This is a genomic window from Idiomarina sp. PL1-037 (assembly GCF_034422975.1).
Taxonomy (GTDB): Bacteria; Pseudomonadota; Gammaproteobacteria; order Enterobacterales; family Alteromonadaceae; genus Idiomarina.
In genome coordinates this window covers 2,413,285-2,433,348 of record NZ_CP139873.1, presented here as the reverse complement: position 1 = coordinate 2,433,348, position 20,064 = coordinate 2,413,285, and the positions used below count along the sequence as shown (strand labels likewise).

The 20,064-nt window shown below is 48.6% G+C and carries 18 protein-coding genes; 9 read left to right on the top strand and 9 right to left on the bottom strand.

Annotation, left to right across the window (positions count from 1 at the left end):
• Window positions 1-28: 28 nt before the first annotated feature.
• Genes U0358_RS11440 through rapA form a run of 3 tightly spaced genes read right to left on the bottom strand, consistent with a single transcriptional unit; the run spans window position 29 to window position 4,175 of the window.
• Window positions 29-814, bottom strand: a complete 786-nt coding sequence (locus U0358_RS11440) for a DUF3530 family protein (protein ID WP_317497472.1) — start codon at window positions 812-814, stop codon at window positions 29-31.
• A gap of 44 nt (window positions 815-858) precedes the next feature.
• Entirely contained in the window at window positions 859-1,515 is a 657-nt protein-coding gene (gene rluA, locus U0358_RS11435; protein WP_322406361.1) for a bifunctional tRNA pseudouridine(32) synthase/23S rRNA pseudouridine(746) synthase RluA, read from the bottom strand.
• Window positions 1,515-4,175 carry an RNA polymerase-associated protein RapA gene (gene rapA, locus U0358_RS11430; protein WP_322406360.1) on the bottom strand — a complete coding sequence of 887 codons (2,661 nt, stop codon included), beginning with the start codon at window positions 4,173-4,175 and terminating at the stop codon, window positions 1,515-1,517. The genes rluA and rapA overlap by 1 nt, the downstream gene beginning before the upstream one ends.
• Before the next feature lie 149 nt (window positions 4,176-4,324).
• On the opposite strand from rapA, the gene U0358_RS11425 reads away from it, so the two are divergent.
• Entirely contained in the window at window positions 4,325-5,710 is a 1,386-nt protein-coding gene (locus tag U0358_RS11425) for a PhoH family protein (protein WP_322406359.1), read from the top strand.
• Here the strand turns inward: U0358_RS11425 and U0358_RS11420 are convergent, their stop codons facing one another.
• From U0358_RS11420 to U0358_RS11395, 6 genes are read right to left on the bottom strand one after another with little or no spacing between them, the layout of a single operon-like run.
• Window positions 5,711-6,670: a hypothetical protein gene (locus U0358_RS11420; RefSeq protein WP_322406358.1), complete on the bottom strand. Its 960-nt coding sequence runs from the start codon at window positions 6,668-6,670 to the stop codon at window positions 5,711-5,713.
• Window positions 6,671-6,691: 21 nt separating this feature from the next.
• A complete protein-coding gene (locus U0358_RS11415) occupies window positions 6,692-6,982 on the bottom strand; it encodes a hypothetical protein (RefSeq protein WP_034822093.1) in 291 nt (96 codons plus the stop codon).
• 37 nt (window positions 6,983-7,019) lie between these two features.
• Window positions 7,020-7,454, bottom strand: a complete 435-nt coding sequence (gene ruvX / locus U0358_RS11410; protein WP_322406357.1) for a Holliday junction resolvase RuvX — start codon at window positions 7,452-7,454, stop codon at window positions 7,020-7,022.
• On the bottom strand, window positions 7,451-8,008 hold the full coding sequence (locus tag U0358_RS11405; protein WP_317497466.1) for a YqgE/AlgH family protein: 558 nt from the start codon (window positions 8,006-8,008) through the stop codon (window positions 7,451-7,453). The genes ruvX and U0358_RS11405 overlap by 4 nt, the downstream gene beginning before the upstream one ends.
• Window positions 8,009-8,068: 60 nt before the next feature.
• Window positions 8,069-9,013, bottom strand: a complete 945-nt coding sequence (gene gshB / locus U0358_RS11400; RefSeq protein WP_322406356.1) for a glutathione synthase — start codon at window positions 9,011-9,013, stop codon at window positions 8,069-8,071.
• Window positions 9,014-9,023: 10 nt separating this feature from the next.
• Window positions 9,024-9,755, bottom strand: coding sequence for a 16S rRNA (uracil(1498)-N(3))-methyltransferase (locus U0358_RS11395; protein ID WP_322406355.1), 732 nt, complete (start codon window positions 9,753-9,755; stop codon window positions 9,024-9,026).
• A 114-nt stretch (window positions 9,756-9,869) separates the two neighbouring features.
• Here U0358_RS11395 and metK point away from each other — a divergent pair, with 114 nt between their 5' ends.
• From metK to U0358_RS11355, 8 genes are all read left to right on the top strand, one after another.
• Window positions 9,870-11,015 carry a methionine adenosyltransferase gene (gene metK / locus U0358_RS11390; RefSeq protein ID WP_317497463.1) on the top strand — a complete coding sequence of 382 codons (1,146 nt, stop codon included), beginning with the start codon at window positions 9,870-9,872 and terminating at the stop codon, window positions 11,013-11,015.
• 91 nt (window positions 11,016-11,106) lie between these two features.
• Complete coding sequence (tkt, locus tag U0358_RS11385) at window positions 11,107-13,107, top strand: transketolase (protein ID WP_322406354.1); 2,001 nt, start codon at window positions 11,107-11,109, stop codon at window positions 13,105-13,107.
• A complete protein-coding gene (gene epd / locus U0358_RS11380; RefSeq protein WP_322406353.1) occupies window positions 13,108-14,133 on the top strand; it encodes an erythrose-4-phosphate dehydrogenase in 1,026 nt (341 codons plus the stop codon). It abuts the gene before it with no gap.
• Between the two features lie 18 nt (window positions 14,134-14,151).
• Entirely contained in the window at window positions 14,152-15,333 is a 1,182-nt protein-coding gene (locus U0358_RS11375) for a phosphoglycerate kinase (protein ID WP_322406352.1), read from the top strand.
• A gap of 30 nt (window positions 15,334-15,363) precedes the next feature.
• Window positions 15,364-16,428, top strand: coding sequence for a class II fructose-bisphosphate aldolase (fba, locus tag U0358_RS11370; protein ID WP_317497459.1), 1,065 nt, complete (start codon window positions 15,364-15,366; stop codon window positions 16,426-16,428).
• A gap of 37 nt (window positions 16,429-16,465) precedes the next feature.
• On the top strand, window positions 16,466-17,251 hold the full coding sequence (locus U0358_RS11365) for a DUF481 domain-containing protein (RefSeq protein ID WP_322406351.1): 786 nt from the start codon (window positions 16,466-16,468) through the stop codon (window positions 17,249-17,251).
• 118 nt (window positions 17,252-17,369) lie between these two features.
• Window positions 17,370-19,292 carry a methyl-accepting chemotaxis protein gene (locus tag U0358_RS11360; RefSeq protein WP_322406350.1) on the top strand — a complete coding sequence of 641 codons (1,923 nt, stop codon included), beginning with the start codon at window positions 17,370-17,372 and terminating at the stop codon, window positions 19,290-19,292.
• 91 nt (window positions 19,293-19,383) lie between these two features.
• On the top strand, window positions 19,384-20,064 hold the full coding sequence (locus U0358_RS11355) for a TIGR00153 family protein (protein ID WP_317497456.1): 681 nt from the start codon (window positions 19,384-19,386) through the stop codon (window positions 20,062-20,064).

Here is a 20,064-nt window from a genome sequence, read left to right as displayed (position 1 = left end):
TTAAAAAGTAATGATAAAACTGAACAGATTAAAAGCCGTGAAATTCCAGCCAGCCTTTTATGGTCGAGATTAATTCACTTTGCCCGGTGTTACCGGAATTAACCAGCTGACGCTGGCGGTATGCTGGGTGCTGGTATTTACTCGCCAGTTTTTTTCGCAAAGCCCAGTGTTCACTCACCCAGCGATTACTCTCTGCGCTGCGAATATCAAGAACCGGCAACTGCGACTGACTGATGCGATCGGCAAGAGCGCGGTTATACTGGAACTGCGGTACATAGGCATTAACCAGTACAATGGCATCGGGCATTATTGAGGGCTCGCTTTCCAGCAGACGCAGGGTGATGTCAGCGGTAATTCCTTCCACGACCCATACCGAAAAGCCCGGGCGATCCAGTGTCTCGTCCAGCAGCAGAGTCATGCGCTGCTGTAAGGCATTAACTGGTGGCGTAAATACCTCTTCGTCCGCAGCCTCAGGGAAATGCGTTGTCGTAGCAGGTGTCTGCAAATTGTCTGTGCGTATGTCATGGTCAGGCGGGGTTAAAGCCCAGGTGGTCCAGCCAAAATCCGGTGCGTTTTCATAAATCGGACGAATATAAAAAGACTGCAGTGGATGGTAGTACCAATCTGGTAAAAGCACCATTTGTCCGCGTTCAAAGGCCTGTAAGTATTCTTTTTTTAACGCCAAATAGCGCTCGTCGTCATCTCCGGTCAACCAATGGAGTTGGTCTTGCGGCAAATAACGTTCTAGGTCGTCCTGGCTTACTGCGGGGCTGATAAAAACAACCATCAGTAGCATTAATAGATAGCGCTTCATGAAGCTTGTATCGGCTGAAGCGGCGCTAGCTTGAGTGCAAAGTATTAAAACGGAACCGGGCTATGAAAGGCTATAGGCTGTTCAGTTTGTGGGTGTGTTACGCAAAGGTCTTCAGCGTGCAGCAATAAGCGCTCAGCGGCAGAGAATGCTTCGCTGTGCGCATAAAATTTATCGCCTAGTATCGGGCAGCCAATGGCCTGCATATGAACTCTAAGCTGATGTGAGCGTCCGGTATGAGGTGTCAGCTCAACGCGGCTGCAACCGTTGTCAAAATTCGTCACCCGATAGAAGGTCGTGCTGGGTTTACCGGTGAAAAAGTCCATGTGCTGGCGGGGGCGGTTGGGCCAGTCGCAGGACAACGGCAACTCTATTTCTCCTTGTGGCGCGGGTGGTTTACCCCAAACCCGGGCAATATACCTTTTACGAGTTGTGCGATTCTGAAATTGCCGGTTCAGGTGGCTTTGCGCGGCTTTGGTTTTTGCCAGTAAAAGAACTCCGGAAGTTGCCATATCCAGCCGGTGGACCACTCTTATTTCCGGATGTACGCGCTGTACTCGGGTATAAATCGAGTCTTTATGCTCTGGTCGCTTCCCTGGAACACTGAGTAGCCCGCTTTGTTTATCAACCACCAACAACTGGTTGTCCTCATAAATAACCTGAAGAAATGGCGTTGTCGGCGGCTGATAATGGAGCAGAGTCATTAATGGTTATTCACCAGAATACGCACTGCCTGAAGCGATAACTGCGGGCTTTTCAGAGCCGCCGTAATTTGTTCTTCGCGCCAGTTTATAGCCTCTATTTCACTGCTGCGTACCGAGGGGTTTTTCTTCTGTAACTCGAGCAGGCGCGTACGTTCGTGTTGCAATGCAGCCAGTGCAGTTTTCTTCACCTCACCCAGTTGCTTTTGCTGCCACTCGCGAGCCTGTTGCTGGCCAGACTGAATAATTTTTTGTGCCGGGTCACGTAACTGACGCAATATCTGCCGTGCGGTTTTCTTGTCAATAAAGCTGGATTGTTGGTCCAGCAGCTCGCGCGACACTTTAGCGGACAGCTCCTGCCCCTGACCATTAAACAGCAGGCGTAAACTTTGTAATGGGCAGAACTCCTGTAACGCCGCGGCTTTAGGTGCCGGTACTATGCTGGCAAAATCCAGCTCGAGGAACCAACTGCCGGCCGGAATCGCCGGGTTCTTGAGCTCAGCAACGCAGGTGCTGCCAAAGTCATCCGCAGTCAGCAGTTCAAGCGCTGCCTGCACCATGGGATGATCCCAGCTAAGGAAGTCAGTATCTTCAAAGTTCAGTGCGGTGACTCTGTCAAAGGTTATGGTAATGCCATCATCCGGCAGTCCCGGCAGACTGCCGACCCGCATATGCTCGCCAGGGCGAATAAACCAGCGCTCTTCATCCAGCACTTCGTTATTCACACCAAAGCGGTCAAAGAAGGCAATCATAAAGTCGGCCAGGGTGTCGGTATCGCTGTCGCTATCAATTTGCTCTATAATTTTTTCAGCGGCTTCAGGACGACAGGCGTTTAGTGCCTGTAACTTGTCCTGCCCTTCACGGTTGCGCTCCAGCCAGATTTTGTGCAGTTCTTTCGTCTGCTCCAGGAGCTCGTCACTGAGTGGCTTTTGCTCAGCAATAGCCTGCTCAATGTCCGTGCCAAAAGCATCGTACAGTTTACGACCTATCGCATTACACTGAGAGAAAGCGTTCATACCCTGCTCGTACCAGGGTAGCAATATAGCTTCTGGCGAACCTTTGCAGTAAGGCAGATAAATATCAATATTCTGCTGCTGACCAATGCGGTCTAGGCGGCCAATGCGTTGCTCCAGTAAGTCCGGGTTGCTCGGCAAGTCGAATAAAATAAGTTGGTGTACAAACTGGAAGTTGCGGCCTTCACTGCCAATTTCTGAGCACAGCAGAATAGGGCTACCGTCTTCTTCGCTGGCAAAAAAGGCGGCAGAACGGTCTCGTTCGGTCAGCGTCATGCCCTCATGGAAGGTTGCCGCCTGCACGCCCGCCAATACCCGCAGGGCTTCGGATAAATCCAGAACCTGCTCTGCCGTTTTGCATATCAGCAGTGCTTTTTCCGAGCGGTTTTGTTTAATGTGATTCAATAGCCAGTCAATGCGCGGATCTTCCATCCACCAGGGCATGTCTTCATCGGGTTCGCATTCATCCAGTTTTACCGGATGAAAATGGCGTTCAGGAAAGCCGCCAATATCGGCCCTGCGGTTACGGAACATAACGCGGCCGGTACCATGTTTATCCAACAGATCGTCGAGTTCTGCCGGGTCAGTAACTGATTCGGCCTGTTCTGCTAATTCTTTGTACTGGGTTTGCTCTTTCTGGAAACTGGCAAAGTCAGAGAACCTGTCCGGGTCCAGCAGCTGCAGTCGCTGGAAGTGGCCTTCGGCACCTTCTTGCTCCGGGGTTGCCGTTAACAGCAACAAGCCGGGCACCGCTTCACAAAGGTTTTTAACCGAACTAAATTCCGGCGCCTCTGGCTGTAAATGGTGTGCTTCGTCAATAATCAGCAGATCGAATTCCGCTTCAAGCAACGCCTGACTCCAGCGCGACTCGTGCATAAAGCGGCTACTGATAATAATGTGCTGTTCAGTCAAAAACGGATTTTCACTGTCGGCTTCCGCTTGTTCGCAACGCTCATCATCAAACAGAGTAAAGTTCAGCGCAAAGCGGCGGCGTAACTCAACCAGCCACTGATGCATTAACGATTCCGGTACCACAATTAACACTCTCTGCGAGCGGCCGGTATTCAGGCGGCGCTTGATGATCATGCCGGCTTCAATGGTTTTTCCTAAGCCCACTTCATCGGCTAAAAGCACTCGTGGGTGGTAACGGTCGGCAACGGTTTTTGCAATATACAACTGGTGCGGCAGCAAATGAGTACGAACACCTAATAAACCCGCAACCTCGCTGGCCTGATGATGCGCCAGATGTTCACTGGCTTCGCAGCGCAACTGATACATATCCAGGCGGTCGGCCTGACCAGCCAGTAAACGAGTCAACGCGGGGTTACTGTCCACCTGATGCGATAACTGGGTTTCCGGAACCACTACCGACTCCTGACTGTCATCGCGTAAACCATGGTAGGTCACAATGCCCTGCGACTCTGTCAACTCCTGAATTGTGAAGCTCCAGCCTTCGGCGTGTTTACCCTGTTGCTGTACCTGAAGCTGATAACGGGCAAGAGGGGCTTCCTGAGCAGAGTACAGCCGCACTTCACCGGTTGCTGGGAACATCACGGTTAAGTGACGACCTTCAGCTTGGGTGATCATGCCTAGCCCTAATTCGGTTTCAGTTTCACTAAGGTAACGTTGTCCAACTCTAAACTCGCTCACTACACACTCCCGCGCGCCATTTTCCAAGGCCGCAATGGTACTTAATTCGCTCGCCAATTCCGAGGAAAAATTTATTTCTGTAACCGTTGTGTCATGAATTTTGGGCTAAGCTGTAAGAAAAGAATAATCACAAGCAAAGGTACGCGCTAATGACAACAAACGCCGGCAAGTTCTTTATCCTCGATACCAATATTCTTCTGCACGACCCTCTCGCTTTTCTTAACTTCGATGAACACAACGTGGTTATCCCTATGGTGGTTCTGGAAGAGCTTGACAATATCAAAGACCGCAATAGAGATGTGAGCCGCGAAGCGCGGGTCGCCATTCGCTCGCTCGAGGAGGTTCTGAAAGAGGCAACACCGGAAGAAATTGTTGCTGGTGTTCCGTTAAACCGGGTGCAAGGCGAGCACACAGCGAACGGAACCCTGGCCATTTTTCCTGACTATCAGCTGGAGCAAACAGAGTCGGTATTGTCTCTGGCAGAAAACGACCACCGCATTATTCAGGCTGCACTGGAAATTCAGCGGGAGCGAGCCCCCGCTGGTGTCGTACTGGTAACCAAGGACATCAATATGCGCCTGAAGGCCAAAGGCGCCGGTATGAAGTATGTTGAAGATTATCGTACCGACCAGCTTATTGATGACATTCGCTTGCTGACCAAAGGGTTTTATAAGTTTGAAGGCGACTTCTGGTCGCAGGTGGGTGAAGTGCAAACGCAACAGGAAGGTCGTGATGCCTACCATACGGTTAGCCGCGAACTGCTGCCTCAGGTTTTTGCTAATGAATACATTATTGACTCAACCAATAATTTTGCGGCGCGGGTAGAAGAATACGACAGTGAAACTGTAACGCTGATGGATTTAGGCGTAGAACGAATGATGTCTTACGGAGCCTGGGGGGTTCACCCTAAGAATATTTATCAGGCTATGGCATTGCACGCTTTACTGGATACCAGCATGGACATGGTGACTCTTACCGGACCTGCCGGCAGCGGGAAGACATTTCTTGCGCTTTCAGCAGCGCTGCAAATGGTGGTGGAGCAGGGCATTTATGAAAAAATTATCGTTACCCGCAATACACCCGAAATTGCCGAGTCTATTGGTTACTTGCCTGGTACCGAAGAAGAAAAAATGGCGCCCTGGCTGTCGGCTATAACTGATTCGCTGGAAGCTTTGCATAAGCAGGATGAAAGCATGGAGTCGAGTCTGAACTACATTATGAAAAAGGCGAATATTCAGTTTAAGTCACTGAACTTTATGCGCGGGCGCAGCATACAAAACGCGATTGTCATTTTGGATGAAGCTCAGAATTTAACCGCGTCTCAGCTAAAAACGCTTATTACCCGCTGTGGCGAGAACACTAAATTAGTAGTTTCGGGTAACCTGGCACAAATTGATAGTTACTATTTAACTGCCGTTACCTCAGGGCTGACTTACATTGTTGAGCGGTTTAAAGACTATCCGGGCAGCGCGACCATCAACTTAAACGGTGTAGTGCGTAGTCCACTGGCGCAGTTTGCGGAAGAGCATCTGTAACTAATTCAGCGGTACCACGGTGTACTGCTGGGTTTCGACCTGAAATTTAGTTTCTTCGCCAACCTGGCCCATCGGCATTGCCGCGGGGCCAGTCACATCGACCAGTACGTAGTTATTGCCTTTGTGTTTAACGGTGGTATCTCCGGGCTGCCGACTAATGGCAATGCCAAAAACTGCGTGCTCAGGCAAATAAATAATGGCCATTTTGGGCGTTTCGATAATTTGCTTTATCAAAGAGGTCATTAAAGTGACCTTGCTGTCGCAGTCCCCCTGATTGTAATAAAGCAATTGGTTCGGTGGGACAAAGCCATCGCCCCGGCTATCCAGTTTGCTGTTTAAATCGTTGTACGGTATTTGCTGAATAAAGCTGGCGATATAGTTGATGTAATTACGTTGTGTATTTGTGCCTAACTGCTCACCAATAGCTTGTATTAAGGGCTTCAGCGTTGGGGTCACCTCACTGGCTATCGCCGGATGATCAGGGATAATGCCCTGCTCTCCCGGAGGCAAACTCAATTGGCGGTAGAAGTTCGCATCAAGATAGTCGTCCCAGCGCTCATGGTAATAGTCACGTAAACGCTTTTTGTACTCGTTAAGCTGTTGCTGTTTTTGTGCTGTTCGGGCATTGGCCGTAACCAATTCAACGGACTGCTGGCGCGGCGTTAAACGAGCCTGAATGCCTTGCCACTGCTGTTGCTTAATGTAACGGTTGAGCTGGTGTGCCAGTTCACGCTGACTGCGTTCAAGATTAAACCCGCGATAACGTTTTAGTGGCTGTAGGAAGTCTTTTTTATCGACCAGGAAACTGAATGACTGTTGACGGTCATCGAAATCACGCCACTGATAAGAAAAAGCGAGTTGATCGTTATCGGTTTCGTTAAGCTGGAAGAAATTTTGGCTGTACGCGGCAGAGGGGATGACAAAGAGTAACCAGACAACAGCACAGAGTTTATGTGTCATTCTGGCTACTCCCGTTAATTTCTAGAACTTCATTTCTGTAATAGGGCTGTCTTCAAATTTAAGGTCAACCTGATACTCGACGCCACCGGCACGAACAAAAAAGTAGGTTTTATCTTTTTTAAAGACTTCCTGCAGAGTCACAATCCGGAAACCGGGGCGACGCTCAGCCGACATGTCCGTTAATTCTACAGAGCCGCGCGAAACCAATATGTTTTGGTAACGAGGACCAGTAATTAAAAGCAGTTTTTTATTTTCATCTTTCAGTAAAATAGTGTTACCGGTTACTGAATAGGGTTCTTCATTACCAAACAAGGCCAGCTCCTATCGCGTTAACTTATTACTGACGACACTATAACGAATTATCACTTTTTGGCAAATAACCGTTCATAAAATCTTCAACAATAATTAATGCCGCCTGACTATCAACTGCACCTTTTTTCAATTTACGAAAGCCACCTTCAGCAAACAGGCTTTCTCGTGCTGAGGTCGACGTCAGTCGTTCGTCCTGAAATGCTACGGGTAAGCCGAATCGTCCATGTAACCGGTTACCAAACTTTTTTGCCCTTTGGGTTAGCGGCTGTTCGGTACCATCCATATTTAAGGGCAGACCCACCACCAACTGTTCGGGTCGCCATTCGGTAAACAGTTTCTCAATGAGTTGCCAGTCGGGAATGCCTTCTTTGGCCTTGATAGCTGCTAAAGGCGATGCGGTTGCTGTTATGGTCTGGCCCACCGCAACGCCAATACTTTTAGTACCAAAATCAAAGCCTATTACTGTGCTCATGCGTGTCCTACATCCGGGCCCAGTTGCCACACGTCGAAGCCAAGCTGTTCTGTGGCTTTTTGCCAACGCTCGCTTGCCGGTGTATTAAATAAGAGCTCCGGATCTGCCGGAATAGCCAGCCAGGAGTTTTCTCCTAGCTCTTCTTCCAGTTGTCCTGCCTCCCAACCTGCATAACCTAAAGTCAAAAGAAACTGTGGCGGTGCAGCAGATGACCCCAGCGCTTCCAGAATATCGCGCGAGGTGGTCACCATAATATCGTCACTCATCTTCTGGCTGGCGCGCCAATTGTCCTGCGGAGGATGAATCACAAAGCCACGCTCACGGCCTACAGGCCCGCCTTGATAGACGCTGCCCTGTAAGTGTTGGTTATTTTCCGGGTAAACAATTTCCAGTTTATCCAACAGCGAGGTCACGCTTAAATCGGCAGGCTGATTAATGATTAAGCCCATAGCGCCTTCTTCATCGTGCTCGCAGATGTAGGTCACGGTCCGTTTAAATGCTGGATCGTTCAACATAGGTGTTGCTATCAATAAATGGTTCTGCAAACTGTTCATCGACTCACCGACTCCTTAACGATAATCTCTACTGACAACATGGGGGCGCATAGTTGAATTTCAATTCAGCTTTTCTTCTATTGCCTTAAAGACTAATTCGGCAATGTTGATGTCGTAGGCGTTTTCAATTTCGCGCATACAGGTTGGGCTGGTTACATTAATTTCTGTAATGCGGTCGCCAATAACGTCCAGTCCAACAATAATGAGCCCACGTTTTTTTAATTCCGGTGCCACTTTACGGGCCAGAGCCCAGTCACTTTCCGATAAAGGCTGGGCGCGCCCGCTACCTCCAGCGGCAAGGTTTCCGCGGGTTTCTCCGGCGCTGGGAATGCGCGCTAAAGAATAAGGCACAGGCTCACCATCAATAATTAAAATGCGTTTGTCGCCGTCTTTAATCTCCGGCAAATATTTTTGCGCCATGGCGTAGCGCTGACCTTTCTCGGTCAGAGTTTCAATAATAACGCCTAAGTTACTACCATCGGCACCCACTTTGAAAATTGAAGCGCCACCCATGCCATCCAGGGGTTTTAAAATCACCTCACCATGCTTTTTATGGAAAGCTTTAATGACATCCGCTCTGGAACTCACCAGTGTGTCGGCAATAGAGTCTGCGAACCACGAAGTAAAAAGCTTTTCGTTACAGTCGCGCAGGCTCTGCGGTTTATTCACTACCAGGCTACCGCGCTGTTCGGCCAGTTCCAGCATTTGCGTGGCGTATAGAAATTCGCTGTCAAAAGGCGGATCTTTACGCATCATAATGACGTCAAAATCCTCTAGCGGACGGTATTCGCTATCGGTTAAGCTGTAAAAGTCCGTTTTTTGATCTTGAACACGAATTTCCCGTGCAAAAGCCATTGGTTGACCGTTATCGATGACTAAGTCGCCCATTTCCAGATAAAAACACTGATAACCACGCGCCTGAGCTTCCAGCAATAAGCGAAAACTGGTGTCTTTCTCGGTTTTAACGGTGGCGATAGGGTCCATCACCATAGCTAACTTCTTCATATAAACTCCTTTAGCTTAAGTCGCCAAACTGATATTGCACGGCGGTTAGCGCTGAAAGCGCGGCGGTTTCTGTTCTTAGTATTCGTGGCCCTAAACGCATGGGTTTAAATCCTTGTTGCCCGGCGGTACTGACTTCCGCATCAGTGAACCCACCCTCAGGACCAATCAATAATTGTATTCCCTTCTCGGCCTGCTGAAATGACGACAACGGCTGGGTAGCGGTCGGGTCTAAGGTCAGGCGCAACCCTGCGAAGTCGCTTTCAATAAAATCCGTGAATTGCTGTGCTGGCTTTACTTGTGGAACCACGCTACGGCCACACTGTTCACAGGCAGAATGGACAATTTTTTGCCATTGCAACTGTTTCTTTTCCAGTCTGTCGCCACTTAATTTAACGCCGCAGCGCTCACTAAACAGTGGGGTAATTTCGGTTACTCCCAGCTCGACCGACTTTTGCAGGACAAAATCCATACGGTCGCCACGTGAAACGACCTGCGCCAAATGAACATTGACCGATGACTCAGATGCGTTAGCCTGACTGCCCGTTGCAATAAACTGCGCGGACTTTTTTTTAACTGAAGCAATCTTTGCTTCATAATTCTGGCCGTCACCGTTGAATAAAACAATGTTATCACCTACGTTCAAACGCAATACTTTGATCAGGTGCTGAAAAGCATCCGAACTCAATTCGGTTTCAGTTTGTAACTTGATAGAGTCGGGGTGATAAATCCGCGGTACTCGCATGTCGTCAGCCTTATTCGGACTTTTAGACGTCCAGAAGTAGAAAAAAAAGAGTGATCGGTTACATTATGCAACCAGTATTAAACGATTTCATTAAAATTAAGGAATAGTGGGCATATGTCACGTCACCTGTTTACCTCAGAGTCAGTGTCCGAAGGGCATCCGGACAAAATTGCCGACCAGATATCCGATGCGGTTCTAGACGCAATTTTAGCAAAAGATCCTAAAGCCCGGGTTGCTTGTGAAACCTACGTGAAAACCGGCATGGTGCTGGTTGGCGGCGAAATCTCAACAAAGGCCTGGGTTGATGTTGAAGACTTGGCGCGTCAAACCGTAAAAGATATTGGGTACCGACATTCTGACATGGGTTTTGATGGGGCATCTTGTGCTGTACTAAACGCTATTGGTAAACAAAGTGGTGACATCAATCAGGGCGTTGATCGTGCTAACCCAGAAGAGCAAGGCGCAGGTGATCAGGGCTTAATGTTTGGTTATGCCTCGAATGAAACTTCAGTTTTAATGCCCGCCCCTATTACTTACGCGCATCGGGTTATGCAGCGTCAGTCGGAAGTGCGCAATAACGGCACACTGGACTGGTTGCGTCCGGACGCGAAAAGTCAGCTGACCTTCGTTTATGAAAACGGTAAGCCTGTTGCCATTGATACAGTCGTGTTCTCCACTCAGCACCGAGAAGACATTACTCAGGAAACGCTGCGCGAAGCCGTGATGGAAGAAATTATCAAGCCTGTATTGCCGGAGCAGTGGGTTTCAAAAGACACGCAGTTTCACATTAACCCAACCGGTCGTTTCGTGGTCGGCGGGCCGATGGGTGACTGCGGGCTGACCGGGCGTAAAATTATTGTTGATACCTATGGCGGCATGGCGCGTCACGGTGGCGGCGCCTTCTCGGGTAAAGACCCGTCAAAAGTTGACCGCAGTGCGGCTTATGCAGCGCGTTATGTTGCTAAGAACCTGGTCGCTGCTGGTCTGGCTGAACGTTGCGAACTGCAAATTTCTTACGCCATTGGTGTGGCAGAACCAACTTCTATCAGTATCGATACCTTCGGCACGTCTAAACACTCAGAAGAGCAGTTAATTGCGCTGGTGCGTCGTCATTTTGACTTACGCCCTTACGGATTAATAAAAATGCTTGACCTGGAACGCCCGATCTATAAGCAGACAGCGGCATACGGGCATTTTGGGCGGGACAACCTTCCGTGGGAGCAAACGGACAAAGCTTCCGATTTACAGGCTGATATTTAAACAAAATATTGCCTATAAATTTGCTTGTACCCCCTGAAATGTGGAGAATACGCGCATCGCAAGTTGCTCTTCACCTTCCAGGGGGTTTTTCATGTCAGAACGTCAATATCTCGCCAATGCCATTCGTGCGCTTAGTATGGATGCGGTTCAGAAAGCCAAATCAGGACACCCCGGAGCGCCCATGGGTATGGCAGATATCGCAGAAGTTCTCTGGCGTGACTATTTAAAACATAACCCCCACAACCCCAGCTGGGCCGATCGCGACCGTTTTGTGTTATCGAATGGGCACGGGTCAATGCTAATTTACTCGCTATTGCACCTGTCCGGTTATGACCTGAGCATTGAAGACATTAAACAATTCCGTCAGTTAGACTCAAAAACCCCGGGTCACCCTGAATACGGCTATACACCAGGTGTGGAAACCACTACCGGCCCGCTGGGACAAGGGCTTGCAAATGCCGTAGGTATGGCGCTGGCTGAGAAAGTATTGGCTGCACAATTTAACCGCGATAATCATGAAATTGTGGATCACCACACCTACACTTTTTTGGGCGACGGCTGTTTGATGGAAGGTATTTCGCACGAAGCTTGCTCTCTGGCCGGTACTTTAGGTTTAGGTAAGCTCATTGCCTTTTACGATGATAACGGCATTTCCATTGATGGCGAAGTGGAAGGCTGGTTCACTGACGATACAGCAAGTCGTTTTGAGTCTTACGGCTGGCACGTAATTAACAAAGTTGACGGACACGACTCTGCTGCGATAACCCGAGCAATTGATGAAGCCCGTGCAACTGAAGATAAACCGACTCTTATTATCTGCAAAACGGTAATTGGCTATGGCGCACCGAACAAGCAAGGTTCTGAAAGTTGCCATGGTGCACCTCTGGGTGACGAAGAAATTGTTGCTGCGCGTAAGCAACTGAACTGGCCACACCAAGCCTTTGAAGTGCCGGCAGACGTATACCAAAAATGGTCTGCAGTTGATAAGGGTGCAGCGGTTGAGTCTTCCTGGAATAAGCGCTGGGTTGCTTACGAGCAAGAATACCCGCAACTGGCAAAAGAATTGAAGCGTCGTTTGAATGGCGAGCTTCCGGAAAACTTCGAAAACACAGTGCACAATTACGCGAAGCAACTGCAGAGCAGCCCTGACGCCATAGCTACCCGCAAAGCGTCACTGAATGTACTGAATGAGTTTGGTCCTAAACTACCGGAGCTGTTAGGCGGTTCCGCCGACTTAGCCGGCTCTAACTTAACCTTATGGAACGACGCAAAAGGTATTACTGCCGATAACGCCAGTGGTAACTACGTGTTCTACGGTGTTCGTGAATTTGGCATGTCCGCCATTATGAATGGTGTTACTTTGCACGGTGGCTTTAAAGCCTATGGCGCTACCTTCCTGATGTTTATGGAATACGCGCGCAACGCTGTGCGTATGTCTGCGCTTATGAAGCAGCCGAGCATTTTTGTTTACACCCACGATTCTATTGGTTTGGGTGAAGATGGCCCTACACACCAACCGGTCGAGCAACTGGCTAATTTGCGTCAGACACCAAACCTGCAATGCTGGCGTCCGTGCGACCAGGTTGAAACAGCCGTAGCCTGGGGGGCGGCAGTACAAAGTAGTAAAACCCCATCGGCGTTGGTCTTCAGCCGTCAGGGCATGCAGCAACAAGAGCGTAATGAAGATCAGTTAACCAATATTGCCCGCGGTGGCTATGTGCTGAAAGACTGTGAAGGCGAGCCGGACGTTATTTTAATTGCTACCGGGTCGGAAGTTGATTTAGCCGTTAACGCCTTTGTGCAACTGACTGATGAGGGGTACAAGGTACGCGTTGTTTCTATGCCATCGACCAATGTGTTTGATATTCAGGATACTGAATACAAAGAGTCTGTGTTGCCATCGAGCGTTACGCGTCGAGTTGCCATTGAAGCAGGTATTGCCGACTTCTGGTACAAATACGTTGGGCTTAACGGTGAAGTCGTAGGCATGACAACCTTTGGCGAATCTGCTCCGGCTGGCGACTTATACAAACATTTTGGCATTACCACAGAAAATACCGTGGCCGCCGCTAAACGCTTGTTGGGAGCTTAAATGAGCGAACCGGCTCGTATTGCAATTAATGGCTTCGGCCGCATTGGCCGGAGCTTTTTGCGCGCGCTGTACGAAAACGGCTACCGCGATAGCGTGCAGGTTGTGCTTATTAACGAGCCTGCGGCGTCGGAAGCGATAGCCCATTTGCTCCAATACGACTCAAGCCACGGTCGTTTTGGAGAAAAAGTAACGCAGTCGGGTGATGCGCTGACAGTTGCTGGAGACAATATTGCTTTAACTCACCAGACCGAGATTGAAGCCATTGACTGGCGCGCTCATGGGGTTGATTTTGTCATTGATTGCACCGGTGTATTCGGCAGTCAGGCCGACGGTCAGCTGTATCTGCAGCAAGGCGTAAAACGTGTATTGTTTTCTCATCCCGGCAAGCCGGACGTCGATTTCACCGCCATTTATGGTGTGAATGAAAAAGAACTCACCGTTGGCCATAAAGTGGTATCGAACGGCTCCTGCACAACAAACTGTATTGTGCCGGTCATTAAAGTACTGGACGATGCATTCGGGATAGACTCCGGTGCTATTACGACCATTCATTCGGCTATGCACGACCAGCAGGTTATTGATGCATACCATCCGGATTTAAGACGAACCCGCGCCGCCGGGCGTTCTATTATTCCGGTGGATACCCGTTTGGCGCGCGGTATCGAACGAATACTGCCGCACTTAGAAGGGCGGTTCGAGGCCATAGCCGTGCGCGTGCCCACCACCAATGTGACCGCTATGGATTTAAGCGTTACGCTAAACAGCGACGCCACTATTGAGCAAATTAACAAGGTGTTATGTGAGCAGAGCGAACAGCAGCTTGCAGGTATACTGGATTACACCGAAGAGCCTTTAGTCTCAATCGATTTTAACCATGATCCACATTCATCCATTGTTGACGGGACGCAAACCCGCGTTAGTCATAAGCGGCTGGTTAAGCTGCTGTGCTGGTGCGACAACGAGTGGGGCTTTGCTAATCGGTTGCTGGATACAGCAAAAACGATGGCTGAACAAACAGAACATTAAGCTTAGAGAGGATACCGCATGTCTGTCATCGCTATGACTGATTTGGATTTAAATAACAAGCGTGTACTGATTCGGGAAGATTTAAACGTTCCGGTTAAAAACGGAAAAGTCACTTCCGACGCGCGTTTAAAAGCGGCGCTGCCCAGTATTCAGCAAGCGCTGAAAGCAGGTGCTAAAGTCATGGTAATGTCTCATCTGGGTCGCCCAACCGAAGGTGAGTACGACGAAGAGTTTTCGCTGCAACCTGTTGTTGATTACTTACAAGAGGCGCTGGATTGCCCTGTTCGCCTATGTAAAGACTACCTCGACGGTATTGAATTAAAGGCTGGAGAACTGGTAGTTTTTGAGAATGTCCGCTTTAATGTTGGTGAGAAGAAAAACAATGACGAGCTTGCCAGAAAATTAGCCAGCTTATGCGATGTCTATGTGATGGACGCTTTTGGCACCGCGCACCGTGCTCAAGCCTCCACTCATGGTGTAGCTAAATACGCCCCCGTTGCCTGCGCAGGGCCTTTGTTGGCTGGTGAACTAGAAGCTTTAGGCAAGGCACTGGAAAATCCGAAGCGCCCGTTAGTAGCCATTGTCGGTGGCTCTAAAGTATCGACAAAACTGACGGTATTAGAGTCCTTGTCCGGTGTTGTTGACCAGTTAATTGTGGGCGGCGGTATTGCAAACACCTTTGTTTCTGCAGCAGGCCACAATGTGGGTAAGTCGCTTTACGAAGCAGACTTAACCGACGAAGCTAACCGACTAATGGCGCAGGCAAAAGCTAAAGGCGGCGACATTCCATTACCTGTCGATGTAGTAACAGGTAAAGAATTCAGCGCAGAAGCCACAGCAGAAACAAAAGCGGTTAACGGCCTTGCTGATGACGACATGATTTTTGATATTGGTCCTGAAACCGCAGAGCAATTAGCGTCTATGCTGAAAAACGCAGGAACGATTGTCTGGAACGGGCCGGTTGGTGTTTTTGAATTTGAGCAGTTTGGGCATGGTACAAAAACCATAGCCAACGCAATTGCACAAAGCGATGCGTTTTCAATTGCCGGGGGGGGTGACACCTTAGCAGCAATTGATCAATACGCTATCGCTGATAAGATCAGTTATATCTCGACAGGTGGCGGGGCATTTCTTGAATTCCTCGAAGGTAAAACATTGCCAGCCGTTGCTATTTTACAAGAACGGGCTAAAGACGCCTGAACACAAGTTTTTTAATTAAGGAGTATTTTTATGGCCCTGGTGTCATTACGACAGTTACTAGACCATGCCGCAGAACACGATTACGGCGTACCGGCGTTTAACGTCAACAACTTAGAGCAAATGCGCGCAATTATGCAAGCCGCCGATGCTACTGACAGCCCGGTTATTGTACAGGCTTCAGCGGGTGCTCGTAAGTATGCCGGTGCCCCTTTCCTGCGTCACTTAATTCAGGCCGCTGTTGAAGAATGGCCACACATTCCGGTGGTTGTTCATCAGGATCACGGTACTTCTCCGGCGGTATGCCAGCGTTCTATTCAACTGGGCTTTAGCTCGGTAATGATGGACGGCTCTTTGCTTGAGGACGGAAAAACACCTGCAGAGTACGACTATAACGTAAAAGTAACCAGACAAACCGTAGAGATGGCACACGCGTGTGGCGTTTCTGTTGAAGGCGAGCTGGGTTGCCTGGGCTCACTGGAAACCGGGGAAGCGGGTGAAGAAGACGGTGTTGGTGCCGAAGGTAAATTGTCGCATGAACAGCTGCTGACTGACCCTGAAGAAGCGGCTGAATTTGTGAAAGCTACAAATGTTGATGCACTGGCGATTGCTTGTGGAACATCACACGGTGCTTACAAGTTTACTCGTCCACCAACTGGCGATATTTTAGCCATTGACCGCATTAAAGAGATTCATCGTCGCATTCCGGGTACACACCTGGTTATGCATGGTTCATCATCTGTACCGCAAGAGTGGCTTAAAATTATTAATGAATTTGGCGGCGAAATTCCGGAAACCTACGGCGTGCCGGTAGAGCAAATTCAGGAAGGTATAAAACACGGTGTGCGCAAAGTGAACATTGATACCGATTTACGCCTGGCTTCAACCGGTGCTATTCGTCGTCATTTGGCAGAGAACCCGTCAAATTTTGATCCGCGCAAATTCTTTACTGCTGCAACTAAAGCGATGGAAGATATTTGTCGCGCGCGCTACGAGGCCTTTGGTTGTGCGGGTATGGCGAGCAAAATAAAGCCAATTAATTTAGAAACAATGTTCCAACGTTACGAAAATGGCGAATTAGACGCCATAGTTAAGTAATTAAGGACTTTATAAAAGATACAGATACGAGGTTAGTGTGCGATTTTCTTTATTATTCGCGAGTTTGTTTTTACCCGTTGTAGCAAGTGCTCAAACGTTTATGTTCGACGATGCTGACGACATCGATACTGAAACTGTCGAAGAGTGGGAAGCCAGTGCTGAATTTGGCCTGCTTTATACTTCAGGTAACACTGAAACAGAAAGTCTGAAAGGTAAGTTTACTGCATCGCGCGACGTGCAGAATTGGCGTCATAAAGGGGTATTCGACTATTACACCTCTGAGCAGAAAGATCAGAGTACAGGTGAAATGAACGAAACCGCAGACCGCATGTTCATTTCGGCGCAAAGTAACTATAAATTTGATCCTGACAGCCGCGACTCATTATTTGTCTTCGGTTCATACGAAGAGGACGAATTCAGTGGCTTTGACTATCAGGCTACTGTCGCAACCGGTTATGGTGCTCGTTATCGTTATAATGAGGACATTTACGCTGACTATGAAATTGGTCCGGGTTATTCACATACCAAGCCCGTACAGGCTGAGGGTGAACCTCCGGTTGAATCCGATGGCTCAATGATTTTGCGTTTAGCCGGTAGCCTGGAGTGGAAAATTAGTGAAAACTCGCGCTTTAGTGCCTTGTTGTCGTCTGAAGTTGGTGAAGACAACACGAAGAGCAAAGCTGAATTTTCAGTGTCAGCAAATATTAACAGTGCGTTAGCTATGAAAGTGTCACTGGGGGCTAACCACAACTCTCATGTTTCTGATGAAAGCATCGAAAAGCTGGATACAGAAACGGCTGTTACACTGGTTTATTCTTTCTAAGCACACTTAGCTGTATACCTCAGAAAACCTCAAAGCCGTGGCAATTGCCGCGGCTTTTTTCATTAAGCTGTCATAAAAACGTCTTAAGCTGTCGCAGTGATATCAACTGGGCTTATTTATGCGCGTTTCAACCTTTAGTCGTGTCTCTTCCTTCTCTTTACTGAGTTTGTCGTTGGTGTTTTTATCAGTGCTCATTTGGGCTAATAGTCAGTTACAGCGCTTTGAACAACAGCAGACTATTTACTCATCGATAAAAGAGAAACTAATGGTTGAAGTGGTTACTGAGCTCAGTGGTTACCTGCAGTCGGGTAATGCGCTGCTATTAAATCAAGCCGAGTCATCGGTCAATGAAGTGAACGCCCAGCTCGATACACTGAACTTAACCTCCATTTCGGTTATGCAGGAACAGATGGATACTATTCGCAGCCGAATTTCTGATGACTACCGCGCCATAGGTAAACTCTCTGGTCAGGAGGCCGCTCTGCTGGTGAACGCTGAGCGGTCTTTATTTAACGAATTATCGCGTTTGTTTGACTACGTGCAAAAAGGCAGCAGCAATAACCCGGTGGCCGCCGAAAGTTATCAAAGTATCGGTAGTGACTTAGTGTTATTAATTGCTGATTTGGTACATACGCGAGAGCGTTTATCCAGCGGTGAAGCCGAGGAGCAGGCATTGAATCAGGTGCTTAACGCTACTCAAAAAGAAATTGCCCGGCTGCAAAAGTTACCCGAGCTCGGTGTAAAAGAAGAACTGCCTGACCAGTCAATGATGCTGGTGCCAAGGGAGGCAAAGGAGCTGGGCCCGAAAATTGTCGCAGAAATGAACAGCTTAATTCAGCGTTACCCCAAAGAGTTGTCCTCAACGCTACAGCTTATTGAGTCACGGCGTGAAGCCTTTGCCTCTATTTCGGAAGACATTGCCAGCATTCAGTCGCTGGCCGTAAAGGTAGAGCAGAGTCTTTTACAAAGCCAGCAAGCCAGCTTGATGCAGATAAAGCTGAGTCTCGTGGCTTTGGTGGCGGTGCTGTTAGTGTTTGCACTACTGAACTTTGTGTTACTCAAACGCATGGTCCTGACGCCTCTGCGAAGCTTGCGCGATGCCATGGAGACTTTATTGGTTAAGCAGGAGCTCAACTATTTACCCAACGCCGATCGCGACACCGAGATGGCTGAAATTGCCCGATTCTTTAACGGCATACTTGAACAGACACAGCGTCGCGACGAGGAAAAGTCCCAGCAAATGACCGTGGTCAATGAAGCTCTGAAGCGGGTAATACAGGAGTTGCAGCATATTGTGCAATCATCAGCCAATACGCAGTCATCCGCATCGGTCACTATTCAGGGCATAACTGAATTGAGCGAGTTAACCGAAGAATTAAACCAGTGCACCAATACACTGGAAAAAAATGCATTCGATACACAGGACTCAATGAGACAGAGTCACCAGCATATTCTTAAATTGAGAGACGCCTCAGAACTGAATGAAAAAGCCATAGAAGCAGCCAAACGCTCTGCCGAACAGCTTGATCATTCGGTAAAAGAGGTAAAAGATGCGCTGTCGATTATTTCCGGTATTGCTGATCAGACCAATTTACTGGCGCTGAATGCCGCCATTGAAGCTGCCAGGGCGGGCGAGCAGGGCCGTGGTTTCGCGGTGGTGGCTGATGAAGTTCGGCAGCTGGCGCAGAAAACACAATCCTCTCTTGGCGGCATTAATGACTCTTTAAACCAACTGACGGACGCCTCGCTCTCTATTGAAAAAGGCTACCAGGACATTGCTGGGGCTGGTCATTCGCAGCAACAATTCGTTGAACGTTTGGTGAAAACTGCAAATGAGGTTTCTGCTCAGGCGCAGGCGTCAACCGAAGAAGCTCAAACCTCATTTCGGCTGGCAGAACAGCAGACAGACAAAGTTAACGGATTCTCAGTACAGTTACAGCAATTAGTCAACGAAATGGACAACGCACACCAGTTGTTAAAGCAAGTCGAGGCTGAAGTGGATACTCAGAGAACTGAAATAGAACGAGCGTTCAGCGTATGATGAATTAATCAAATCTTACGGTTCCCTTTACCTTTAGATTTCGCTAACATTCGCGGCAGCTAACATCGGCTGAAAAAAATCGGATAATGTTATGTCAGTGAACTCATTTCTTGGGGTCTTTGCAAAGTCTCCTATCAAACCGATGATTGAGCACATGGACGAAGTGCACCGCTGCGCCTATGCGCTGAAAGATTTCTTTAAGGCGGTTTATTCCAAGGACTGGCAGAGCGCAGAAGTTGCTCGTACAACCATCGTAAAACACGAATCAACCGCGGATGATATGAAACGTAAAATCCGTCTGAACCTTCCTAGCGGCTTATTTATGCCTGTAGAGCGAGCCGACTTGCTCGAACTTGTTTCGCAGCAGGATAAAATTGCCAATAAAGCCAAAGATATCTCCGGTCTGGTTACAGGGCGTGAATTGATTATCCCGGAACCACTGGTTAAAGACTTTGATGCCTACTTAAGCCGTTGTCTGGACGCAACCGATAAAGCACGCGAAACCATCGGCGAATTTGATGATTTGCTGGAAACAGGCTTTAAAGGCCGCGAACGCGATCTTGTCGATAACTTCATTGCAGAACTTGATGCCATTGAAGCCGATACCGATGAACTTCAGATTAAACTGCGTCAGGATCTACGTAAAATCGAGCTCGATATGAACCCTGTAGATGCGATGTTCCTATACCGTATTCTTGATTGGGTTGGCGACTTAGCCGATCTGGCTGAACGAGTCGGTGCACGTTTCGAACTAATGCTAGCGCGCGTCTAA